At 41.0% G+C, this 19240-nt stretch carries 13 protein-coding genes; 8 read left to right on the top strand and 5 right to left on the bottom strand.

Going from position 1 to position 19240, the window contains the following annotated elements:
* Positions 1-312 precede the first annotated feature (312 nt).
* A complete protein-coding gene (gene cas12k / locus ACM0OW_RS02725) occupies positions 313-2214 on the bottom strand; it encodes a type V CRISPR-associated protein Cas12k (protein ID WP_414548505.1) in 1902 nt (633 codons plus the stop codon).
* 69 nt (positions 2215-2283) lie between these two features.
* On the opposite strand from cas12k, the gene ACM0OW_RS02730 reads away from it, so the two are divergent.
* The 4 genes from ACM0OW_RS02730 to ACM0OW_RS02745 all read left to right on the top strand — a co-directional run bounded on the left by ACM0OW_RS02730 (position 2284) and on the right by ACM0OW_RS02745 (position 6446).
* Positions 2284-2712 carry a MerR family transcriptional regulator gene (locus ACM0OW_RS02730; RefSeq protein WP_414548506.1) on the top strand — a complete coding sequence of 143 codons (429 nt, stop codon included), beginning with the start codon at positions 2284-2286 and terminating at the stop codon, positions 2710-2712.
* 290 nt (positions 2713-3002) lie between these two features.
* On the top strand, positions 3003-4127 hold the full coding sequence (locus ACM0OW_RS02735) for an ABC-three component system protein (RefSeq protein ID WP_414548507.1): 1125 nt from the start codon (positions 3003-3005) through the stop codon (positions 4125-4127).
* Positions 4093-4587 carry an ABC-three component system middle component 2 gene (locus tag ACM0OW_RS02740; protein ID WP_414548508.1) on the top strand — a complete coding sequence of 165 codons (495 nt, stop codon included), beginning with the start codon at positions 4093-4095 and terminating at the stop codon, positions 4585-4587. Before ACM0OW_RS02735 ends, ACM0OW_RS02740 begins: the two co-directional genes overlap by 35 nt.
* Positions 4584-6446, top strand: a complete 1863-nt coding sequence (locus ACM0OW_RS02745; protein ID WP_414548509.1) for an AAA family ATPase — start codon at positions 4584-4586, stop codon at positions 6444-6446. The genes ACM0OW_RS02740 and ACM0OW_RS02745 overlap by 4 nt, the downstream gene beginning before the upstream one ends.
* Positions 6447-6763: 317 nt before the next feature.
* On the opposite strand, the gene ACM0OW_RS02750 is transcribed toward ACM0OW_RS02745, so the two are convergent.
* Positions 6764-6949, bottom strand: coding sequence for a hypothetical protein (locus tag ACM0OW_RS02750; RefSeq protein ID WP_414548510.1), 186 nt, complete (start codon positions 6947-6949; stop codon positions 6764-6766).
* A gap of 205 nt (positions 6950-7154) precedes the next feature.
* Here ACM0OW_RS02750 and ACM0OW_RS02755 point away from each other — a divergent pair, with 205 nt between their 5' ends.
* Positions 7155-7667: a MerR family transcriptional regulator gene (locus ACM0OW_RS02755; RefSeq protein WP_414548511.1), complete on the top strand. Its 513-nt coding sequence runs from the start codon at positions 7155-7157 to the stop codon at positions 7665-7667.
* A 9-nt stretch (positions 7668-7676) separates the two neighbouring features.
* Here ACM0OW_RS02755 and ACM0OW_RS02760 read toward each other — a convergent pair whose 3' ends face one another.
* From ACM0OW_RS02760 to ACM0OW_RS02770, 3 genes are read right to left on the bottom strand one after another with little or no spacing between them, the layout of a single operon-like run.
* Complete coding sequence (locus tag ACM0OW_RS02760) at positions 7677-8180, bottom strand: TniQ family protein (protein WP_414548512.1); 504 nt, start codon at positions 8178-8180, stop codon at positions 7677-7679.
* Positions 8180-9016 (bottom strand): TniB family NTP-binding protein, encoded by an 837-nt coding sequence (locus ACM0OW_RS02765; protein ID WP_414548513.1) that lies wholly within the window; start codon positions 9014-9016, stop codon positions 8180-8182. The genes ACM0OW_RS02760 and ACM0OW_RS02765 overlap by 1 nt, the downstream gene beginning before the upstream one ends.
* Before the next feature lie 3 nt (positions 9017-9019).
* Positions 9020-10672 carry a Mu transposase C-terminal domain-containing protein gene (locus tag ACM0OW_RS02770; RefSeq protein ID WP_414548514.1) on the bottom strand — a complete coding sequence of 551 codons (1653 nt, stop codon included), beginning with the start codon at positions 10670-10672 and terminating at the stop codon, positions 9020-9022.
* Between the two features lie 582 nt (positions 10673-11254).
* Between ACM0OW_RS02770 and ACM0OW_RS02775 the strand changes: the two genes are divergently transcribed.
* Genes ACM0OW_RS02775 through ACM0OW_RS02785 form a run of 3 tightly spaced genes read left to right on the top strand, consistent with a single transcriptional unit; the run spans position 11255 to position 19210 of the window.
* A complete protein-coding gene (locus ACM0OW_RS02775) occupies positions 11255-14089 on the top strand; it encodes a helicase-related protein (protein WP_414548515.1) in 2835 nt (944 codons plus the stop codon).
* 7 nt (positions 14090-14096) lie between these two features.
* On the top strand, positions 14097-17969 hold the full coding sequence (locus tag ACM0OW_RS02780) for an Eco57I restriction-modification methylase domain-containing protein (protein WP_414548516.1): 3873 nt from the start codon (positions 14097-14099) through the stop codon (positions 17967-17969).
* 17 nt (positions 17970-17986) lie between these two features.
* Positions 17987-19210: a hypothetical protein gene (locus tag ACM0OW_RS02785; protein ID WP_414548517.1), complete on the top strand. Its 1224-nt coding sequence runs from the start codon at positions 17987-17989 to the stop codon at positions 19208-19210.
* Positions 19211-19240 lie beyond the last annotated feature (30 nt).

The following is a 19240-nucleotide window of genomic DNA, read 5'->3' on the forward strand; positions in this document are numbered from 1 at the left end:
ACCCCCCAGGGAAATTGACCTCGCTTGTGGTTTGCCAAAAATAAATAATTAAGGTGGGTTCCTCCTTGGTCGGAGGTGATTCGGTAGCCACCACTGCGGTAAACCCGCACCTCTATTACTGGGGGCGCACCTTATTCCTGTTCACTAGGAACAGCAGCATCAAGGTGGGCAGCTACCAGGGTCAGAAAGCAAGACTGTCTCACAACAGTCAAACTAACCCGCATTTATCGCAGTACAGAGGTTCATAACAAACATGAACTGCGGCGCTATTGGATATCCTTATTCTATTATCAAGGTTCGGTTTTTTGTCAATCAGGCTTTTCGGGATTGATAGGCATTTGTCGCTAATTCTTTCGCTTTCTCTTGTGGACTACCTCGAATTGGCTGTTTTGACTCCTCTATAACAATTTCAGCTTTAGCAGCCTGACTTTGAATATTTGCAATCAATCTGCCATAGCTCCACTGATGTACACTAACTCGGTATTGTTTAGCATACTTTTTTTGAACTTCGATAATGTCTGATTTTTGTTCGGCTTTGGCTTGAATCTCGCTTTGAACTTGTTCTCGCATATCGCCTAATTTGGGTAAGACAATACTGCCAGCTTTATATGTTTGCGCGATCGCTATAATTTCTTTTGCCAGTAATCTATCTATATACTGCCCTAACTCTGATTCCCCAAATTGATTTGGTGCAGCAAGCCTTTGAGCTATTTGGCGTTGATGAGATAAAGCGTGTTTTTGTTGTCGCTGTCGATTTAGCAGTTTGTAATTATCGCCCAATAGTTGTTGAATGCTACGGTAGGTAATGACTTTATTTGTCGAACCGTCCACAACTGCTACTGTTACAGGCTTTTCTAGACCAAGGCTAACTCCGACAAGAATATGAGATTGACCTCTATATAAAGGTTTGCTGGGGCGAGGAAAGGGGTTATTAATTCTGGCTAGAGATGAGTTCTTCCGAATTATGTGAGCTTGTTGTTTCTCGTTGAGTTCGCCTTTGGCTCTTGTCTGGGTGATAGTTTTAGCAATTTCTTCTGCTTTCTCTACTTTGACTTGGTTTGTTCCTTCAGCAGTCCATAGGCGAGTCTCTACACAACAGGAAAGGATTAAGCGGTTAAGTTTCCACTCTTCGCCTTTACCTTCTCCTTCTTGCCAAGCAATACGCCCACTGCGGAGAGTAAATAAGCTGCTAGAGTGTTGATTTTTACTGTTGCGTTTAACTTGCTGGTCTTCAAAAAAGCGTTGAAACCAGTGGAGTTGTCGAGAATCACAATAAATTTGAAAAGTATGCTCACTTAAGCCACTGAATTTTACACAGATACGCCCAAATTGATTTTTAAACCAAACTAAATCTTCGTTGGTTTCATAAGCGACTGGGAAAGGTACTTTGCTAGATTTCTTGAGAAGGCTGTTTTGCCAAGATTTCGCCTCTATTTCAGTTTCAGGAACGGTCTGAGTAGCTGTAAAAAGAGTTTCTGACCATTTGGTATCGGTTAAATCTCGTCCTTTGGGGATTCGTGCGGTTAGCTGTTCTGTGAGGCGTTGAATTTGTATTTCTACTTTACGCCGACGCTGGGCAAATTTCTGGGGGTCTTCTTCTTTTTCGCTAACTTTGCAGCCATTTTTGAGTAAATAGCTGATGGCACAACGAGTCAGTAAGTCTTCTGTATTGCCGTAAGCGTCAAATAAGTTTTTTGACAAATTGCGTTCGCTATCTAAATTTTTAGTTTTTTTAGGTTTCTTTCTTTTCGCTGTTTGTGGTTCAACTGTATCAGTCTGTGGGGTGAATTGAATTAAAATTTCGGTGGCTGTGGTGCGAATAACGTCCAATGGGACTCCACTGTGTTCTACCAATTCAGCATCACTATTGAGCATTTCTAACCAGCGCATTTTGCCGTCCAATTGGGACTGAATACGCTTCATCAGGGCAAACCATGATTTATATATATAGTTCACCACTGCGATCGCACTCGTGTAAAATCTTCCTGGTTGACCAATGAAGCGAGGGTCAGTTTTTAATGGTTGGCAGAGTTCTTTCACAACAATAGTAGGGTGTTTGCCCTTTTGTCGCCAAGTCTCAAAGTCTGGGTGTTGATTGACTTGAAGCAATAGTTCATTAATTAATGGCGTATTTTTCTCTGCCATCAACTGCCATAGTTGTTGACGGGTAGATTCACTTGCTACTAAACGACACTGAACAGTAATTTGGCTCATCGCCTTTATACATATTTGTCTAATACTAACATAATTGTATAATACCAGTCTTCTGTAAAATAGTTTTTTATGCAGGAGACATTTTTTACAAGCAAGGAAGCCTCTCAAATTACAGGTTGTACCCTTCGCCAGATCCAGTATTGGCGAGAGAAGGGGATTGTTGTACCTGTAATTAGTGAGACGGGAACGGGACGCAGTATTTATTACTCAAAGTCTAATTTGGTGGAACTGGCAGCAATGGTATATTGGCTGTCTGTGGGGATAAGTTTTGATATTGCCTGTGAAACCCTGAAAAGGCTGAAGTCACAAGAGCCGGAGTTGTTTATTTCAGGTAAGGGTAAGCGGTTTATGCTGTTGTTATCAGCGCAGGATAAGTCGCTTTCTCTAGTAGAATTTGATAGGGATAGAGCGATCGCATCCCTAGATGAAGGTAAATCAGTGATTCCTGTGTGGTTAGATGTGATTTATCAGCAGTTAAAAGAAAAAACTTCATATTAACTTTTTTTTCGTTAGAACGCTTTAGTTATAGAGAATTTGCAGGTGAAAATATTGTATTCTTGATTTAATTATCAAAATTTAGTTTTGCAAAACTAAAACGGTTCTTGCGTCTCTTTTATGGTGATTGAGGATTGATTATCACAAAACCCTTACGGAGCAAGGGTTTTAAACTATTATGCCCATATTTTAAATGAAATGCCGACACAATAAGGCTTTCAATGATTTTGACCTAGGTTCTCCATAAAAAGTACCGAAGAAGCACTAAAACTTAGTAAACGGAGTTTAGAACTTTGATTGCTGACGAAGACATGAAACTAATATCCGTATCTCCGGGGATACCCAAAGTGTATCCATCATCGGATCATGTCTTCAATGGTATTCCTATTCCCAAGCCAAATCGTGTCGCTGGCTTTTCCCCCGAAGAATGGGAGTCGTTTACAGAGGAATGGGCAAGCTCTTTGACAGACTCCTATGCCCGTGTTAGAAGGTTCGGAGGATCTGGCGACCAAGGCATCGATATAATTGGATTTCTCACTGATGCAATGTGGGATGGAGGTTGGGATAATTACCAATGCAAGCGGTACAATAGTTCTCTATGTCCAAGTGACATCTGGGTCGAAATTGGAAAGATCATCTATTACTCTTACAAAGAGGAATATTCACCACCACGCAAATACTACTTTGTTGCATCTAAAGGGGTAGGCACAAGGTTACAAAAGTTACTTGGGAATCCAGAAGACCTGAAACAGCAGGCTCAAGATAATTGGAAAGCTCATTGTCAAGATAAAATAACGAAAACTGTTAGCGTTCCGTTAGAGGGCGAGTTACTCGATTGGTTTAACGAGTTCGACTTCTCAATCTTTTCAGAAAAATCCGTCTTGGAACTCATAGATGGCCACGCTAAAACACGCTATCATTCAGTGAGATTTGGCGGTGGTTTACCTCCTAGACCTGAAGTTACACCGCCACCACAAGAGCATCATGCCGAAGAGAGCGGCTATATTCAGCAATTATTCGCCGCTTACAGTGATCACAAGGGAATAACTGTAAATGAGATTTCAGATATCCCTTTATCTCTGAATGAAGATTTTTTACGACAAAGGGAACGTTTTTATCACGCGGAATCTCTACGCACTTTTGCCCGTGACAATGTTCCTGATGGTACATTCAACAGTTTACAGAAAGAGGTCTTTCACGGAGTAATTGATATTTGCAATAATGCTCATACAGATGGATTAGCTCGTATGCGAGCAACCGTTACCCAATCAGCAAATATTTCGATTTCATCAAACCCACTTGCCAGCGTAGTTCAGGTGCAAGACAAACAAGGTATTTGTCATCAACTTGCCAATGAATACAGGTTAGTTTGGGTGAATAAGAATGGGGAGGTGCAAGATGACATCACCGTTCAATAGTCCACTTGAAACCGGCATCAGAACACTTGCAATTTTGACAGCAGTATTTCCTCGGTCGCTTGATCTCCAACACCTTGTTTATTTTGACTATCTGGTTTTACATTCGGGCGATGTTAAAGGTCCAGACAGTCTGCATACCCCAGTCCCACTACGTTTTGGGGAACTGACTGTACGGCGTGGGCTGATAGAACGTGGGATTTTTCTGATGATGAGCCGTCAACTTGTAGAGCGGTTGGTTTCGTCGGAGGGCTTTCATTACATCGCGACGGATACTGCTGGCGCGTTTCTTTCGATGATGAGTTCTCGATATATCTTGAAGCTTAAAGACCGTGCAGAGTGGGTAGCTGGAACTTTCGGTGAATCAACTCTTGAAGAACTGCAAGCGTTAGAGCGCAGTTTTTTTCGGGAATGGTCTACACAGTTTCATTCAATTGATCGCGCAGGAGGACAAGGACTATGACCTGGAATCCTCTTCAATTGCGCGGAATTTCGTTCAGCGGCCCGTATAAAGATCCTGCTTCCTTAAAATTTCAAAGTGGCTTGAATGTTATATGCGGTGCATCGGACACTGGAAAATCGTTTATTGTAGAGGCGATTGACTTTCTTCTCGGAGCTAAAGATCCTCCAAGGCATATTCCTGAGCGTGATGGATATGATCGGGCAAGGCTAGTTTTAGAATCAACTGATGGCAAAGTTTTCACGCTTGAAAGAAGTACGGACGGGGGCGAATTTCGTCTATTTGAGGGAAATTGGCTGTTGGGTCAACCTAATGTAAAAGCAAGTATTCTTCGGCAAAAACACGCAGAGGGAAGTAAAGATACGCTTTCAACTTATCTCTTGTCGGCTATAGGGATTGAGGATCAGCGTGTACGGAAAAATAAAAACGGAGAAACACAAAGCCTTAGCTTTCGTAACCTTGTTAAGTTAGTAGTAGTTCAGGAAAGTGACATAACAAAACGATCCTCGCCGTTTTTATCTGGACAGAGAACCAGCGCAACAGTAGATTACTCAGTCTTCAAGTTGCTGCTTACTGGTGTAGACGACAGTGCGTTAGTAGGACAGGCTGAAATGCAGGCTGCCCTAGCATCTACTCAGCAGAATAATCTTGCTAAAGTTGAATTCATAGATGAGCTTATTCAAGAGTTACAAACTCAGATAAACCAGTTCGGTGTTAATCGTACTGAAGCGGAAGTTCAGCTATCGCAACTGAAAGCGCGTTACGAGGCGCAACAAGATATAGTAAATAGAGCGGAACACGAATTGAATGATCGAATAAATCGCCGTCGTGCGATCATGGATCAGCTAGAACGCTTGTCTAATAGGATAAACGAAATCAATAGTCTTCTATTACGTTTTGAACTTCTGAAAGAGCATTACCAGGTAGATATTGAGCGCCTTGCCGCAATTGAAGAGTCTGGGTCTCTTTTTGTCCACTTAGAGAGAACGCCATGTCCTCTCTGTGGTTCTCTCCCAAATGAGCAGCATCAAGATGAAGTCTGTGACGGTGACGTTGCGAGTGTAGTTCATGCTGCCACTGCTGAAATTGCTAAAGTAGAAAAACTTTCAAGGGAACTCGACCAAACCGCATTTGATCTCAGCGATGAGGTTGAGGAACTGACCACACAACGGGAGCGGCTCAACCCTGAATTCCAGATACTCAATCAGGAAATACAAGAAATTAGCTCTCCTATCAGGGATGCTCAAAATATTTTCAGTGAGATTGTAAAACAATCTGGTGATATACAACGTGCTATTGATACATTCAATAGGGTTGAGCAACTACAAGATAAGAGAATTGAGTTGCTGGCGGAGACTGAAAAACCAATCAAGGTTGTCATTCCGCTGGTTGGTCTTTCAACCTCATTACTTGATTTATTTGCCCAAAAAGTTCAAAATCTGCTCCAATCCTGGGATTTTCCTGACTCCAATCGAGTACATTTTTCCGAGGATATTAAAGATATTGTCATAGGTGGGCAACCCCGTACTAGCAGAGGGAAGGGGCTGAGAGCTATTACCCATGCGGCAATGACCATCGGTCTTATGGAATTTTGTAAGGAGAGGAATCTATCACATCCAGGTTTTGTTGTGTTAGATTCACCTCTTTTGGCATACTACAAGCCAGAAAGTGAGGAAGACAGCCTACAGGGTTCGGATCTCAAGGTTCGGTTTTATAATTATTTGGCTGACAACCATAGTGACAGCCAAATAACCATCATTGAAAATGAGCATCCCCCAGATGATCTTAAAGACAGGATTACCTTCACAAACTTCACAAGAAATCCTAATTTGGGACGTTATGGATTATTTCCTCATGTTTAGTAGCCTTGTTGGATAATTCAGGCAAAAAGCCTTACAGTAAGGCTGTATCTGGTATGGATAAATTTTAAAGTCCCAGTCCCATCGCTACTCGAAAAATGTCGCATAGTGGACTACCTCAATTAACTCCAAGCTAAAGTAGACACCGTAAAACGACTGAAAGAACAGGCGCTGAAAGAATTTGATATACTGCTACCCTCGATACTTGACAAAACCTATAAAGGGGAGTTTTGATTATCTACAGTAGATAAAAGGCTCACCAGCCGTTAACTGATGAGCCTTTAGGATTGAATCAGGACAGCCCGTAAAGCTTGTAAAGCTTACTGATTCTTGTGTTTGGTTGGATCAACCAATTTGTACCGCTGGTTAGGTTCTGGAGTAGGGGGCAGTGGATTACCTTTCGTCGAGGTAATCTCATGCCCCTTGCTACCACCACGCGAACCAGTAACTTCGTATTGTCCACTGATAGGCGTAGTCTCACCAGGTTTATGCAGTTTATCTGCCATTTGAAAATCCTCCATAATATGGTTATGCCTCAATACTAACACTAAGTTCTACAAAACGGTCATTTTGTAGAACTTAGTGTTAGTACAATTCGTTAAAAATTATTAAGTATTAGAATATTGAAATAATTTGATATAATGTAAGACTGACAATAACCCTCGGAGGTTAACAACTAAACTCTAGAAAGTAAAGGGAAGGAAAGTCGCCATGAGCCAGATGATAGGTTTTACAAGAAAAGAAACAATGCAGTTGACAGGCTGCACATCTAGCCGACTTGCTTATCTAGAAAAGGTGGGTTTGATTATTCCCTACAGATATGGAACGAGTAGTGGAAGACCTACTGTAGTTTTTAGTTGGGAACAACTTTTAGAAATCAGAGCCATCCGCAACTTAAGGCACGAAGATGTCTCTTTACAAACAGTCAGAAAAATAATTGAATTTTTAGACCAAAGCGGATACGACAACAGCTTGAGAAATAAACAGCTAGTTATCGTGGGAGATGAGGTCTTTTGGATAGAGCTAGACTGGTCTGACTTTGGTACTAATATGCCTACAGCTTTAAAAGTTGCTAGCAAAAAAAATAGAGGAATAGGTCAGTATGTGTTGCTTGTAATACCACCACTGTTAGATATCGTTAAAGATATCTGGGAAGCCGCGCAGAATTCAAAAATAATAGACTTTCCAAGCTTTCAAGAAAGGGCAAAAGCTGTCCCAGCGTAGAACGGATTTTTAAACAGGCTTTTGCCTTGTCACCATCTCCCCAAAACTCATAAAACACCGTTGACACCAACCATCAACCCACAAAGCTGGAACTTTAAACCTAGCCCCACAATTAGGACATTCAGACAACAAACTTAAATTATGATGCTGACACCCCTGCGTTACCTTCAACTGCCACTCAATCCTATGACAAGGGGACTCAACATAACAAGCAGCACAAAGCCGAATTGGTTCAAGATTCATTCCCACCCCAGCAGGTGGTAACATCTGATCTAACCTATCAGCATCAACCCCCACAACCTTAGCCAACGCCTCCAACTGCTGCCGAGAAGGAGGGGGATTAAAACGAAACTTTTCCCAACGGGCGATCGCACCCCCAACCCCAGTAGCTTTACCTAAACCAGTAGTTGTTAAATCATTCGCCCGTCGAAAGCGGCCCAAAAAATGACTCAGACTTTCTCCCTGATATGGTTCCACCTGAAACAACCAAGGGTTAATTTCTCCACCTTCCATCACTTATACTCCGCCGTTACTTCCTTCAGGGTTTCCAAATCAATCTTTGCTAATCCTTTCTTTAAAGCCCGGATAGCCGACTCCCTGAGAATCATATCCAGCAAACCAATATAACCCCCTGTAGCCTCACCCAAAGTCTTCAGCATTGTCTTACTAGAAAGATTAGAAGCAACTGGCAGTCTTAAAACTTGTTTTTCCCAAATCTCCACAGTTCGCTTAAAGTCTTCCCCAGAAAACTTACCAAAACGATGACAGGCACGAAAACGGTTATAAACTTGCTCATCTCGCTTGATTACAGCGTCTAATCTGTCAGTACCCACCAAAATCACCGCAATTTCCAACTTGTCAAAAATATCCCGCACCTCAGCAAAAGTCTTGGGTTTAAAGCGATCAGCCTCATCAATAATCAGCATTTCCACTCCACACCCTTTGAGAACCCGCAGTGTTCTATCTCTAATCTCTGCTACCGTTCCCTTAGTCATTTGATACTTCAAATGCTCAATAATTGCGGCAAATAACTCCTTAGCACTACACTCTTGAGGTATTTGGATATAAGCAACAGGCACAGTTGGGGGTTTTCCCGGTTCTTGTTTGGGTTTATGCCGCAGTCTATAGGCATCACAACCCATAGTTTTACCTGTTCTTGACTCTCCCAAAACCCTACCAGACTGCCGTGATTGCCGCTTTCCATCTAGCCAGTCATGGAGCATTTTTACTTGTTCCAGAGGAATAAAACTCTTGCGATTCAAGCGTTGGATTTCTGCTTGTAATTTTTCATCATTTTGAGGAATATCACCTAATTGTTGAGCAACTGCCTTGGCTTGTTGTGAAGTCATTGTTTACCATCCATAATCTTCGCGCATTTGTTCATAATCAAATACCTCTGGCATATCTGCTTCTTGGGAGCTTTCCACAGATACCTCTTCTATTTCTTCTACTGGTTCAACAGGCACAGGTTTTTTAGCTTTTTGAACTACAACCTGTTCTGCTTTTTGGCGTTCCTTTTTGGTTTTCTTTTGGGGAACGAAGGTTTCGCGATCGCGTACCTCAGCCAACATTGAACGATTGCTGATAGCCTTACCTGCCTGTCTAATCCTGCGACTCATAGCTTTTGCTTCATCTAGAGACAATTCCTCAGTTTCCAAATCTTGAGCATAGGCACGAGCTAGAAATTCTTCTTTTTGACCCTTATGGCTATAAACTAAAACAGTAGTGATGTCTCTGGGGTCATATCGCAAGACAACGCTTTCTCCTGCATAACCTGCTAAATATTCGCCTCTGTACATCAAGTTTTCAAATTGTAAGTAGCCTCCCCTTTGAATTATTCTGCGTGTTTGCTTCATTAAGCAGATATCCAAATCTCTTTCTGCAATGACATCAGGCGCTGCTATCAAGCCAGATTCCCAACGCTGAAATCTAGTTTGATCACCCATACGAGCATCGATTCGTTGGTTATAGTTATTCACAAGGTAAGCTACCAAAAGCTGCTCAAGCTGACGTAACGTTAAACAAGCTTCTTTCTCTGCATCTTCTGGTCGTTCTTGTACATTTGACCCTGTGTATCCTTGCAAAGTTGAGAATAATTCAGTGTTCAGTGTCTTGAAAGGACGCTCAACAATACCTCCTTCACTGGGGCGATCGCGCAAATGACAAGCAAATCCCAACTGCACACCAATTTGCTGCAAATGGTTAGAGCGAAAATCTTTACCACCATCAGTGTAAAAGTGTTGTGGCTTATCGTAGGTTCCCCACTCTTCATGAAGCCCATATTCTTGTCCATATTGCTTTGGCAAAATTGCATGACGTAGTGCTAAAGCTACTACCTGGGAACTGGGAGCGTCATAACCGAGATTAATACCCACAATGCAGCGAGAATAACTATCTATGACTGTTGTTAACCAAGGACGACCTAAAAGTTCCCCATGTTGGTCTACTAACAACACATCCACACGAGTATGGTCGCACTGCCAAACTTGATTACTGTACTCTACTGCTAAATCCTTTCCATCACGGGTTTTAACTGATAAACGGGAACCTCGCCAACCAGGACTCCTAATGCTTTTCGCCTTTTCCTGCTTTTCAATCACAGGTTGGAGAATACGGTAAACAGTCATGTGAGAAGGAGGTTTAACACCTAGCTCATCAGCTTTTGCCTTTACTCTGACTGCTACCTGTTGGCGAGTCATGCGTTTACTGCCCTTATTACCTTCTTTATAAGTTTTTAAAATAAATTCTTGCCAGTTTTCATCGACTCGGTGCTTTCCTTTATCAGCACGTTCTGTTTGTGCTAGCCCAACTAGCCCCTCCTGTTCCCATTTATCAATCAGTCGCCGCACAGTTCGCACTGATTTACCCAGTTTATCTGCGGCTTCTTTCAGCCTTTGAGCATAGGTAGTGCGATCGCTTGCTTCTAACAAACTTTGAATTATCTCCATTTTCAACTTTGCCTCGTCGGAAAGTTCCGACACAAGAACTGGAGGTTCTTCCGCCATAAACATTAATGTTTAATTGAAACATATTTGTAATTGTATAGCATAAGTGACATTTAATGTGTGAAATTGTCAAAACTCAGTCTTTGTTGAATTGTGGCTAATAACTGGGCTGTGAGTATTCAAACAACCACTGTCAAATATCTATTTGCTGAGAGCGATCGCTCTCAGGAGTTGGGAAGATGCTTGTCAAAAATAAAACTATGTATTTTTTAGTATATGAACTACCTCAACAAACGGACGCTTGGTGCAAGCACGGACAATATCCCACGTCTGTGTAACTATAATAAAACCCTTGACTTCGTATTTTGCGTAACAGGTTAGTGCGATCGCTTGTCAAAATACCCTATTTTGCACCCTCAAGTTTCTCTACTCGTAAGATCACCGTGAAATTTAGTCATAAATAAATTATGTATTTTACCTAGATATAATTCAAACTTTCAATGGTTAAGTGGTGTTAAATAATTCTAAATATAGTGGCTAAGGCTTTAAACTAATTAAGTAGCATTTAAGCGCAAGTAGTTTTTCAGGCATAAAGCTTTACTGCCTAACTTTTGCTACCTATTTGTTTTAAATAAAAAAATAATGCCGGAAACTTTGAACCCCAAACCTGGTTCTATAGTCAGCTGTCGCAGTCGGCAGTGGGTTGTGATACCAGCCGAAAATCAAGATATGATTTGCTTGCGACCACTATCAGGGAACGAAGAAGAAATAGCTGGTATTTATCGGCAACTTGACAACCTAGAAGATATTCAACCAGATAAATTTCCCCTGCCTAATGCTGCTAGCGTTCAAGACCACACAGCCGCATTATTACTGATGGATGCGGCACGTCTGTTACTCCGCAATGGTGCAGGGCCATTTCGCAGCTTGGGGCGGTTATCGCTGCGTCCCCGTCCCTATCAGTTGGTTCCCCTGTTGATGGCGCTGAAGTTGGAAGTAGTGCGCCTATTGATTGCTGATGATGTGGGAATTGGTAAAACCATTGAAGCTGGATTAATTGCTCGTGAACTTTTAGACCGGGGTGAAGTCAAGCGAATAGCTGTGCTGTGTCCACCTCATTTATGTGACCAATGGCAGCAGGAATTACGCGAGAAGTTTCATATTGATGCTGTAGTAGTACGTTCGGGTACTGCTTCTAAGTTAGAACGAGATATACCCAATTCTTCTCATATTTTTAGTTACTATCGTCACCTGATTGTTAGCCTGGACTATGCCAAGGCAGAACGTCGCCGGGCAAGTTTTATTACTCATTGTCCTGACTTGGTAATTGTGGATGAGGCTCACACCTGTACTCGTTCCGGTAGCAAAACTACATCCCAGCAGCAGCGCCACCAGTTAATTCAGGAAATTGCCCAAAAACAAGACCAGCATTTACTATTGCTGACAGCAACTCCTCATAGTGGCATTGAAGAATCTTTCTTGTCATTACTGGGATTACTTCAGCCGGAATTTGAGGATTTTAGTTTAGACCGCTTAACAGAGAAGCAACGGGATCAACTGGCTAACCATTTTGTGCAGCGCCGACGGATAGATGTCAGGCTGTGGCTGGGGAATGAAACGCCTTTCCCAGAAAGAGATTCCATAGAACAACCTTATAAGTTATCCAAAGAATACAAAGAGTTATTTGAGGATGTCTACACTTTTGCTCGTGGACTAGTTAACGATACAACAGCAGAAATGAGCCATGCTCAACGTCGGGGTAGGTATTGGTCGGCGTTGGCGTTAATTCGTTGCGTGATGTCTTCTCCTGCTGCGGCGATCGCTACTTTAAATCGTCAGGTTGCTAAATCAAAGGAGAGCGATTCCTTAGTTACCGATTTAGACGAAGAATTGATGAGTTCTTACGTCCATGACCCCACAGAACAGGAACAAGCCGTGGATGCAGCGCCGACTGTAGTTATGGAACAGGGGCAAGAAAGTTACAAAGATGCAGACAGACGCAAGTTAAAAGCTTTTGTCCAACTTGCGGAGAAATTACAGGGTAATAAAGACCAGAAACTGCAAACTTGCATTGCCACAGTAACATCTCTGCTGCAAGAGGAAATGAACCCAATTATCTGGTGTCGCTACATTGCTACAGCCAATTATGTTGCTGAAACGTTGAAACAAAAATTAGAGAAAAAGGGCAGTCAAATTCGGGTAATTGCTATCACTGGAGAACTATCGGAGGATGAACGAGAAGTTCGCCTAGAAGAGTTGAAATCCTATCCTCAACGAGTTTTAGTAGCTACAGACTGCTTGAGTGAAGGGGTAAACCTGCAAACCCACTTCAACGCTGTAATTCACTACGATTTGCCTTGGAATCCCAACCGCTTGGAACAACGGGAAGGACGTGTAGACCGTTATGGTCAAACTGCTCCCCAGGTAAAATGCTGTCTGCTTTACGGTCAAGATAACCCTGTGGATGGTGCAGTGCTGGAAGTGCTAATTCGCAAAGCTGTACAAATTCACAAGTCTTTGGGGGTGACTGTTCCTGTACCAATGGAAAGTACCACCGTTGCAGAAGCAGTGTTTAAGTCCTTATTTGACCATGCTACCAATGTGGTGCAGTTGGAGTTATTTGAGTTTCAGTCAGAATCGGCGGTTGATAAAGTTCATAAGCATTGGGACAACGCCGTAGAACGGGAAAAAATCAATCGGACTCGTTTTGCTCAACGTAGCATCAAACCTGAGCAAGTAGAACAGGAATTGATTGATTCTGACCAGATTTTAGGTAATGAGGCAGATGTAGAGCGCTTTGTGAAATCGGCGTGCGATCGCATATCCCCTTCTTTAATTCAGAAAAAACAAGGTTGGTTACTTACCCAACCGCCAGATTTTCTCAAGTCAACGTTAGGGGATAAATCCCGTTTACTCACATTTACCACCCCAGCCCCAGAAGGCGTGGAATATGTGGGACGGAATCATCCTTTAGTGGAAGGTTTAGCTAGTTACATCCTAGAAGAAGCACTTTCACATACGCCAAATCCAAAAGCAGCACGATGTGGCTTGACCATAACCGATGCTGTACAACAGCGCACAACTTTGTTGTTAGTCAGATTACGGCATTTATTAAACAGTGCCAAACAGCAAAGCTTACTGGCGGAAGAATGCGCGGTGATTGGCTTTACTGGTTCTGCATCTAGCCCCTCTTGGTTGTCACCACTAGAAGCAACATCATTGCTACAACAAGCCAAGCCAGTCAGCGATGTTGAAGCAGCTATCAAGCAGATGGAAATTTCAAATTTATTGGGAAGATTAGAAGAACTACAGCCAGATTTAGAAAATTTTGCCCAGCAAAGAACCCAGGAACTTTTACAAAGCCATCTTCGGGTGAGAGCAATTACCAAAGAAGGTCGAATTAAAGTTACGCCACAATTACCGATGGATATTCTGGGCGTTTACATTCTTAAACCAAAAGTAAATTTTAATTCGTAATTAATCTATGAGAACTACATTAACAGGGCTGCAAATAGAAGGCAATTTACTGGCTCCAGATATCACTTCTCAGTTACTGGAAGGTGGTTTCAAAGGACAAGCAGCAGAAGATTTTGGTTTAAGTAAAACTGATAAATTAGCTGATGAAATTGCTAATGCTTGGGGAGATGCTAAGGTTTATTGGGCAGCATTTCAACGGGCTTTTAATAGGGTAGATGAAAATGACTCAGCAACCAGTATTACCCGTGAAATGTGGGCAGTACCCCTGCTAAAAAGTCTTGGTTATACCCCTGTATATACAGCCAAAGCGGAAGTAGTTGATGGACAAACCTATGCAATTTCCCATCGTGCAGATGTGGGAGAAAATAAGCCCCCTATTCACATTGTGGGTTGTCGGCTAAAAATTGATCAACGTCCCCCCAGTGGAACACCCAGATTATCCCCCCACGCACTGGTGCAGGAATATCTCAATAAAACAGAGCATTTGTGGGCGATCGCCACTAATGGTTTTCGCTGGCGGTTACTGCGTGATTCTTCCTTGATGACTCGGCTTACTTATATCGAATTTGACTTAGAGCAGATTCTCAAAGGTGAAAATTTTGCTGAGTTTGGCTTATTTTATCGGCTGTTTCACCGTTCCCGCTTACCTGAAGCTGTGGATGATGCGGATAAGTGCCTGTTGGAATATTACCACCAAGAAGCACTGCAACAAGGGGGACGGGTACGGGATAAGCTGCGGGATGGAGTAGAAAAAGCCTTAATTCAGCTAGGTAACGGCTTTATCCAGCATCCCCAAAACGAACACCTGCGCCAAACGCTGTTTAATTCTGACTTAAGTATAAAGCCGGAGAATAGCTTCCCGAAGGGTATTACAAGTTACGAATTATATCGTCAATTATTGCGGCTAATTTACCGTCTATTATTTTTGATGGTCGCGGAATCTCGCAAATTACTATTTGTCACAGATGATTTAGAGAAAGTGCGAATCTACCGTGAATATTATAGCATTGAGCGATTGCGGGAATTAGCTGAACGTCCCCGATATCGGCGGGAAGGATTTCAAGATTTATGGCAAAGTTTGCGGGTGACATTCCGTTTATTTGATGAAAACTGGCGCGGAAAAGCATTAGGTTTATCACCGTTAAACGGAGATTTATTTGGTTCCACAACTCTGCCAGAATTAGATAATTGTGCCATAGATAATTATGATTTACTGGTAGCACTGCGCCATCTTTCCCTATACCAAGATAAAGCCCAACTGCGGCGAGTTAATTATGAATATTTGGATGTAGAAGAATTGGGTAGTGTTTATGAGAGTTTATTAGACTTTCATCCCCAAACAATTCAGCGTCAGGGGATATATGAATTTGCGTTGGTATTTGGTAGTGAGAGAAAAACCACAGGTTCATACTACACACCCCCGCAACTGGTACAACAGTTAATTAAAACAGCGCTAGAACCCGTAATTGCGGAAAAGGCTCGTAGTTGCGCTTTAGCGCCTCTTGATCCAGATACGTTAAAGCGCAACTACGAACAAGCATTATTATCTCTAAAAGTAGTCGATCCGGCTTGTGGTTCAGGACATTTTCTTTTAGCAGCAGCGCGTCGCATTGGTAAAGAATTAGCTAAAATCCGCACGGGAGAAGCAGAACCGGGAAGTGAACCTTTAAAATTAGCGGTTCGAGATGTAATTCAAAATTGCATTTATGGGGTGGATTTAAACCCCTTAGCGGTGGATTTGTGCAAAGTGGCGTTATGGATAGAAGGTTTTCCCGGTAAGTTACCACTGACATTTTTAGACCACAGGATTAAATGTGGTAATTCTTTGGTGGGTGTGTTGGATATTAATTGTCTGGATGAAGGAATACCCGATGAAGCGTTTAAGGCTGTGACTGGGGATGATAAGAAGTTAGCCACACAGTTTAAAAAGCGGAATAAGCAAGAACGGGAAAACAAAGGACAATTATCATTATTTGACGGTTTAGAAACAAAACGGACACACTATGCAGAAAGTGTGCGGGAGTTGGGAAATATTTCTGAAGCAACACCGCAAGAAGTGAGAGAAAAGCAAGCAAAATATCAGCAAACTCGTAGAGATTCGGGATGGTGGCGGGATTATTCGGCGTGTAATTTGTGGACTGCGGCGTTTTTTATGTCGTTGACACCAGAGAATTTGCAGTTATTACCGACGACTGCGGCTTTATTTCAGCTTTTACGAAGTAATTTATCAACGCAAAATATTTTAGATGCAGCGAATAAGTTAGCTGAAGAAAAGCACTTTTTTCACTGGTGTTTAGAGTTTCCTGAAGTGTTTGAACAAGGTGGTTTTGATTGCGTTTTAGGAAATCCGCCTTGGGAAAGGATTAAGTTACAAGAAAAGGAGTTTTTTGGTTCTCGGAGTGCGGAAATAGTTAATGCTGCAAATAAAGCAGCACGGGATATATTGATTAAGGAATTACCAAATAAAAATCCTCAGTTAGCCCAAGCTTTTGATGAGGCGAAACATGATGCTGAGGCGCAGAGTAAGTTTATTCGGGAATCAGCGAGATTTCCTTTAACTGCGGTGGGTGATATCAATACTTATGCTGTGTTTGCTGAGACTACGAGAAAGTTGATTTCTTCTCAGGGTAGAGTTGGGGTAATTGTTCCTACAGGTATCGCCACTGATGACACTTGTAAAAGGTTTTTTGGTGATTTGACGCAAAAGCAAGCCTTAGCAAGTCTGTATGATTTTGAAAATCGAGAAGCAATATTTATTGCTGTACATCGCAGTTATAAATTTTCACTACTTGGTATCAGTGGTAAACCAATCAAACGGGGTAATTTTGCATTTTTCTTGACTCAACCTAAACATTTAGACAATGAAAAGCGTTTATTTCAGCTTACACCTGAAGATATTGCCTTAATTAATCCTAATACTTTAACTTGTCCAGTTTTTAGAACTAGCACTGATGCAGAAATAACTAAGAAAATTTATCAGCGTGTTCCTGTTTTGGAGAATCAGACAACCGGGAATAATCCTTGGGGTATTTCGTTTATGGCTATGTTTCACATGGCGAATGATAGCGGTTTATTTAAAAATGAAGCGGGTAATGATTTAGTTACCCTTTATGAAGCGAAAATGTTTCACCAGTTTACTCACCGTTGGGCGACTTATACAGATAGTGGCGCTACTCGTGATTTAACCGATGAAGAAAAGGGTGATGTTTCTTTTGCTATTCAACCGCGTTACTGGGTGAGTCGGGTTGATGTGGAAAATAAATTGGCTGGAAAATGGGATAAAGATTGGCTTTTGGGTTGGCGAGATATTTGTAGATCAACTGATGAACGTACTGCAATTTTTAGTTTATTACCTAAATCAGCTTGCGGCGATACAGTACTTTTAATGCTTCCTCAAGTAGATAATGGAAAATTAATTTCATGTTTATTTACTTGTTTAAATAGTTTAGTTTTTGATTTTGTCGCACGTCAAAAAGTAGCAGGAACACATCTTAAATTTTTCACCATGCGACAACTCCCGGTTATTCCTCCAGAAAAATACACCCAAGAAGACATCGAATATATCAGCCCTCGCGTACTGGAATTAGTATACACCGCCTGGGATATGCAACCCTTCGCCCAAGACATGGGATATGAAGGCGAACCATTTAAATGGAACCACAACAAACGCGCATTACTAAGAGCAGAATTAGACGCATATTACGCCAAACTCTACGGACTCACCCGTGATGAACTGCGATATATACTCGACCCCGCCGATATTTACGGCGAAGACTTCCCCAGCGAAACATTCCGCGTTTTAAAGAACAAAGAAATTAAAGAATTTGGGGAATACCGCACCCAAAGATTAGTTTTAGAAGCTTGGGATAACTTACATTAGTACATAATTATAAACAAATGGAATACCAAAATTCTTTTTGCCTAGAAATAGTCTTTGACAAAAAACAAATTACTTCAGAGAACCTCAAGCAAAAGCTTGAAGTATTACTAAAAGAATACTTACAAAAAAACCTTTCATTTGATATCAATGACTCATCGAAGAAAAGCATCACTTTATTACTGATAGGGTCACTGAAAACAATTGATTCTTGCCATAATATAATTAACAAGTTTGTCATTGATTCTCAACTTAGCTGTATACGTATTACTGATGAGGCAGGAGATAATATTAGAGAGCAAGTGTATCCAATTTTGTCGCAAATTGAACAACGCTTTAGAAAATTTATAAACCAAGCAATTTTAGATGTAGAAGATTTAGACTTTGAATGGTGGGAGACTGTGGCTAATCCAACTTTACAGCAAAAAGCTGAAAATATTCGTTCAAAATCTCATGAATATGGTGTGCCACTACATCCATTAGAATGTACTTTTTTTGAAGATTTAGTAGAAATAATTGAATCTAAAATATCGAAAATATCTGAGACTAAGCCACTTTATATTATTGATTTAATAGAATTATTATCTCGTTGTAGCTCTATCAAAAAATTTAAAAGTGAACTCAAACTAAGCATTGAAAAAGTTTCTTATTGGGATCGAATATTTTCTCGCTATTTTCAAGATGAAAAACAATGGAAGTCTATAAAAAGCTCATTGAGATTCATCATAAATGAACGGAATAAAGTAATGCACCACAGACCAATTAGTTTAAATGCTATAGAAACTTTATCAAAAAAACAACAAGAAATATTTTCTATATTAGATACAGTCAAAACCGAATTAACTGAAGAAGAAATAAACAAAACCAAACAAGATATTACAGATTTACAAGAAGCAGTAGATAATTTAAATTATCATTCATTGGGCGAAAATTTAATTTTAACAGATGATTTTATAACAGAGTTAGAAGAACTCTCTACATCTGAGCAAGAAAGAGTACATGAACGTCTCAACTATTTGAACTATTTGGCTAGTAATAATTTATTATTCAGTAGCAATGCTTTTCATAAAGTTGCCCATGCAAATAATATCTATTTATTTAGAGTTGGAAGTCGTATTAGAATAGTTTGCCAATTAAGATGCAATAATCCATTAACTATCAATTTGATCGGAGTTTTTGAACACAATTCAAAATCAAGTGAAAAAAATTTATTCAAAAAAATACAAAATTCAAATCAATACTAATTTTGAAATACAAATAATTTAAATTAGGAA

The sequence above is a fragment of the Anabaena sp. CCY 0017 genome, assembly GCF_963920885.1.
In the GTDB taxonomy this organism is placed as follows: Bacteria; Cyanobacteriota; Cyanobacteriia; order Cyanobacteriales; family Nostocaceae; genus Nodularia.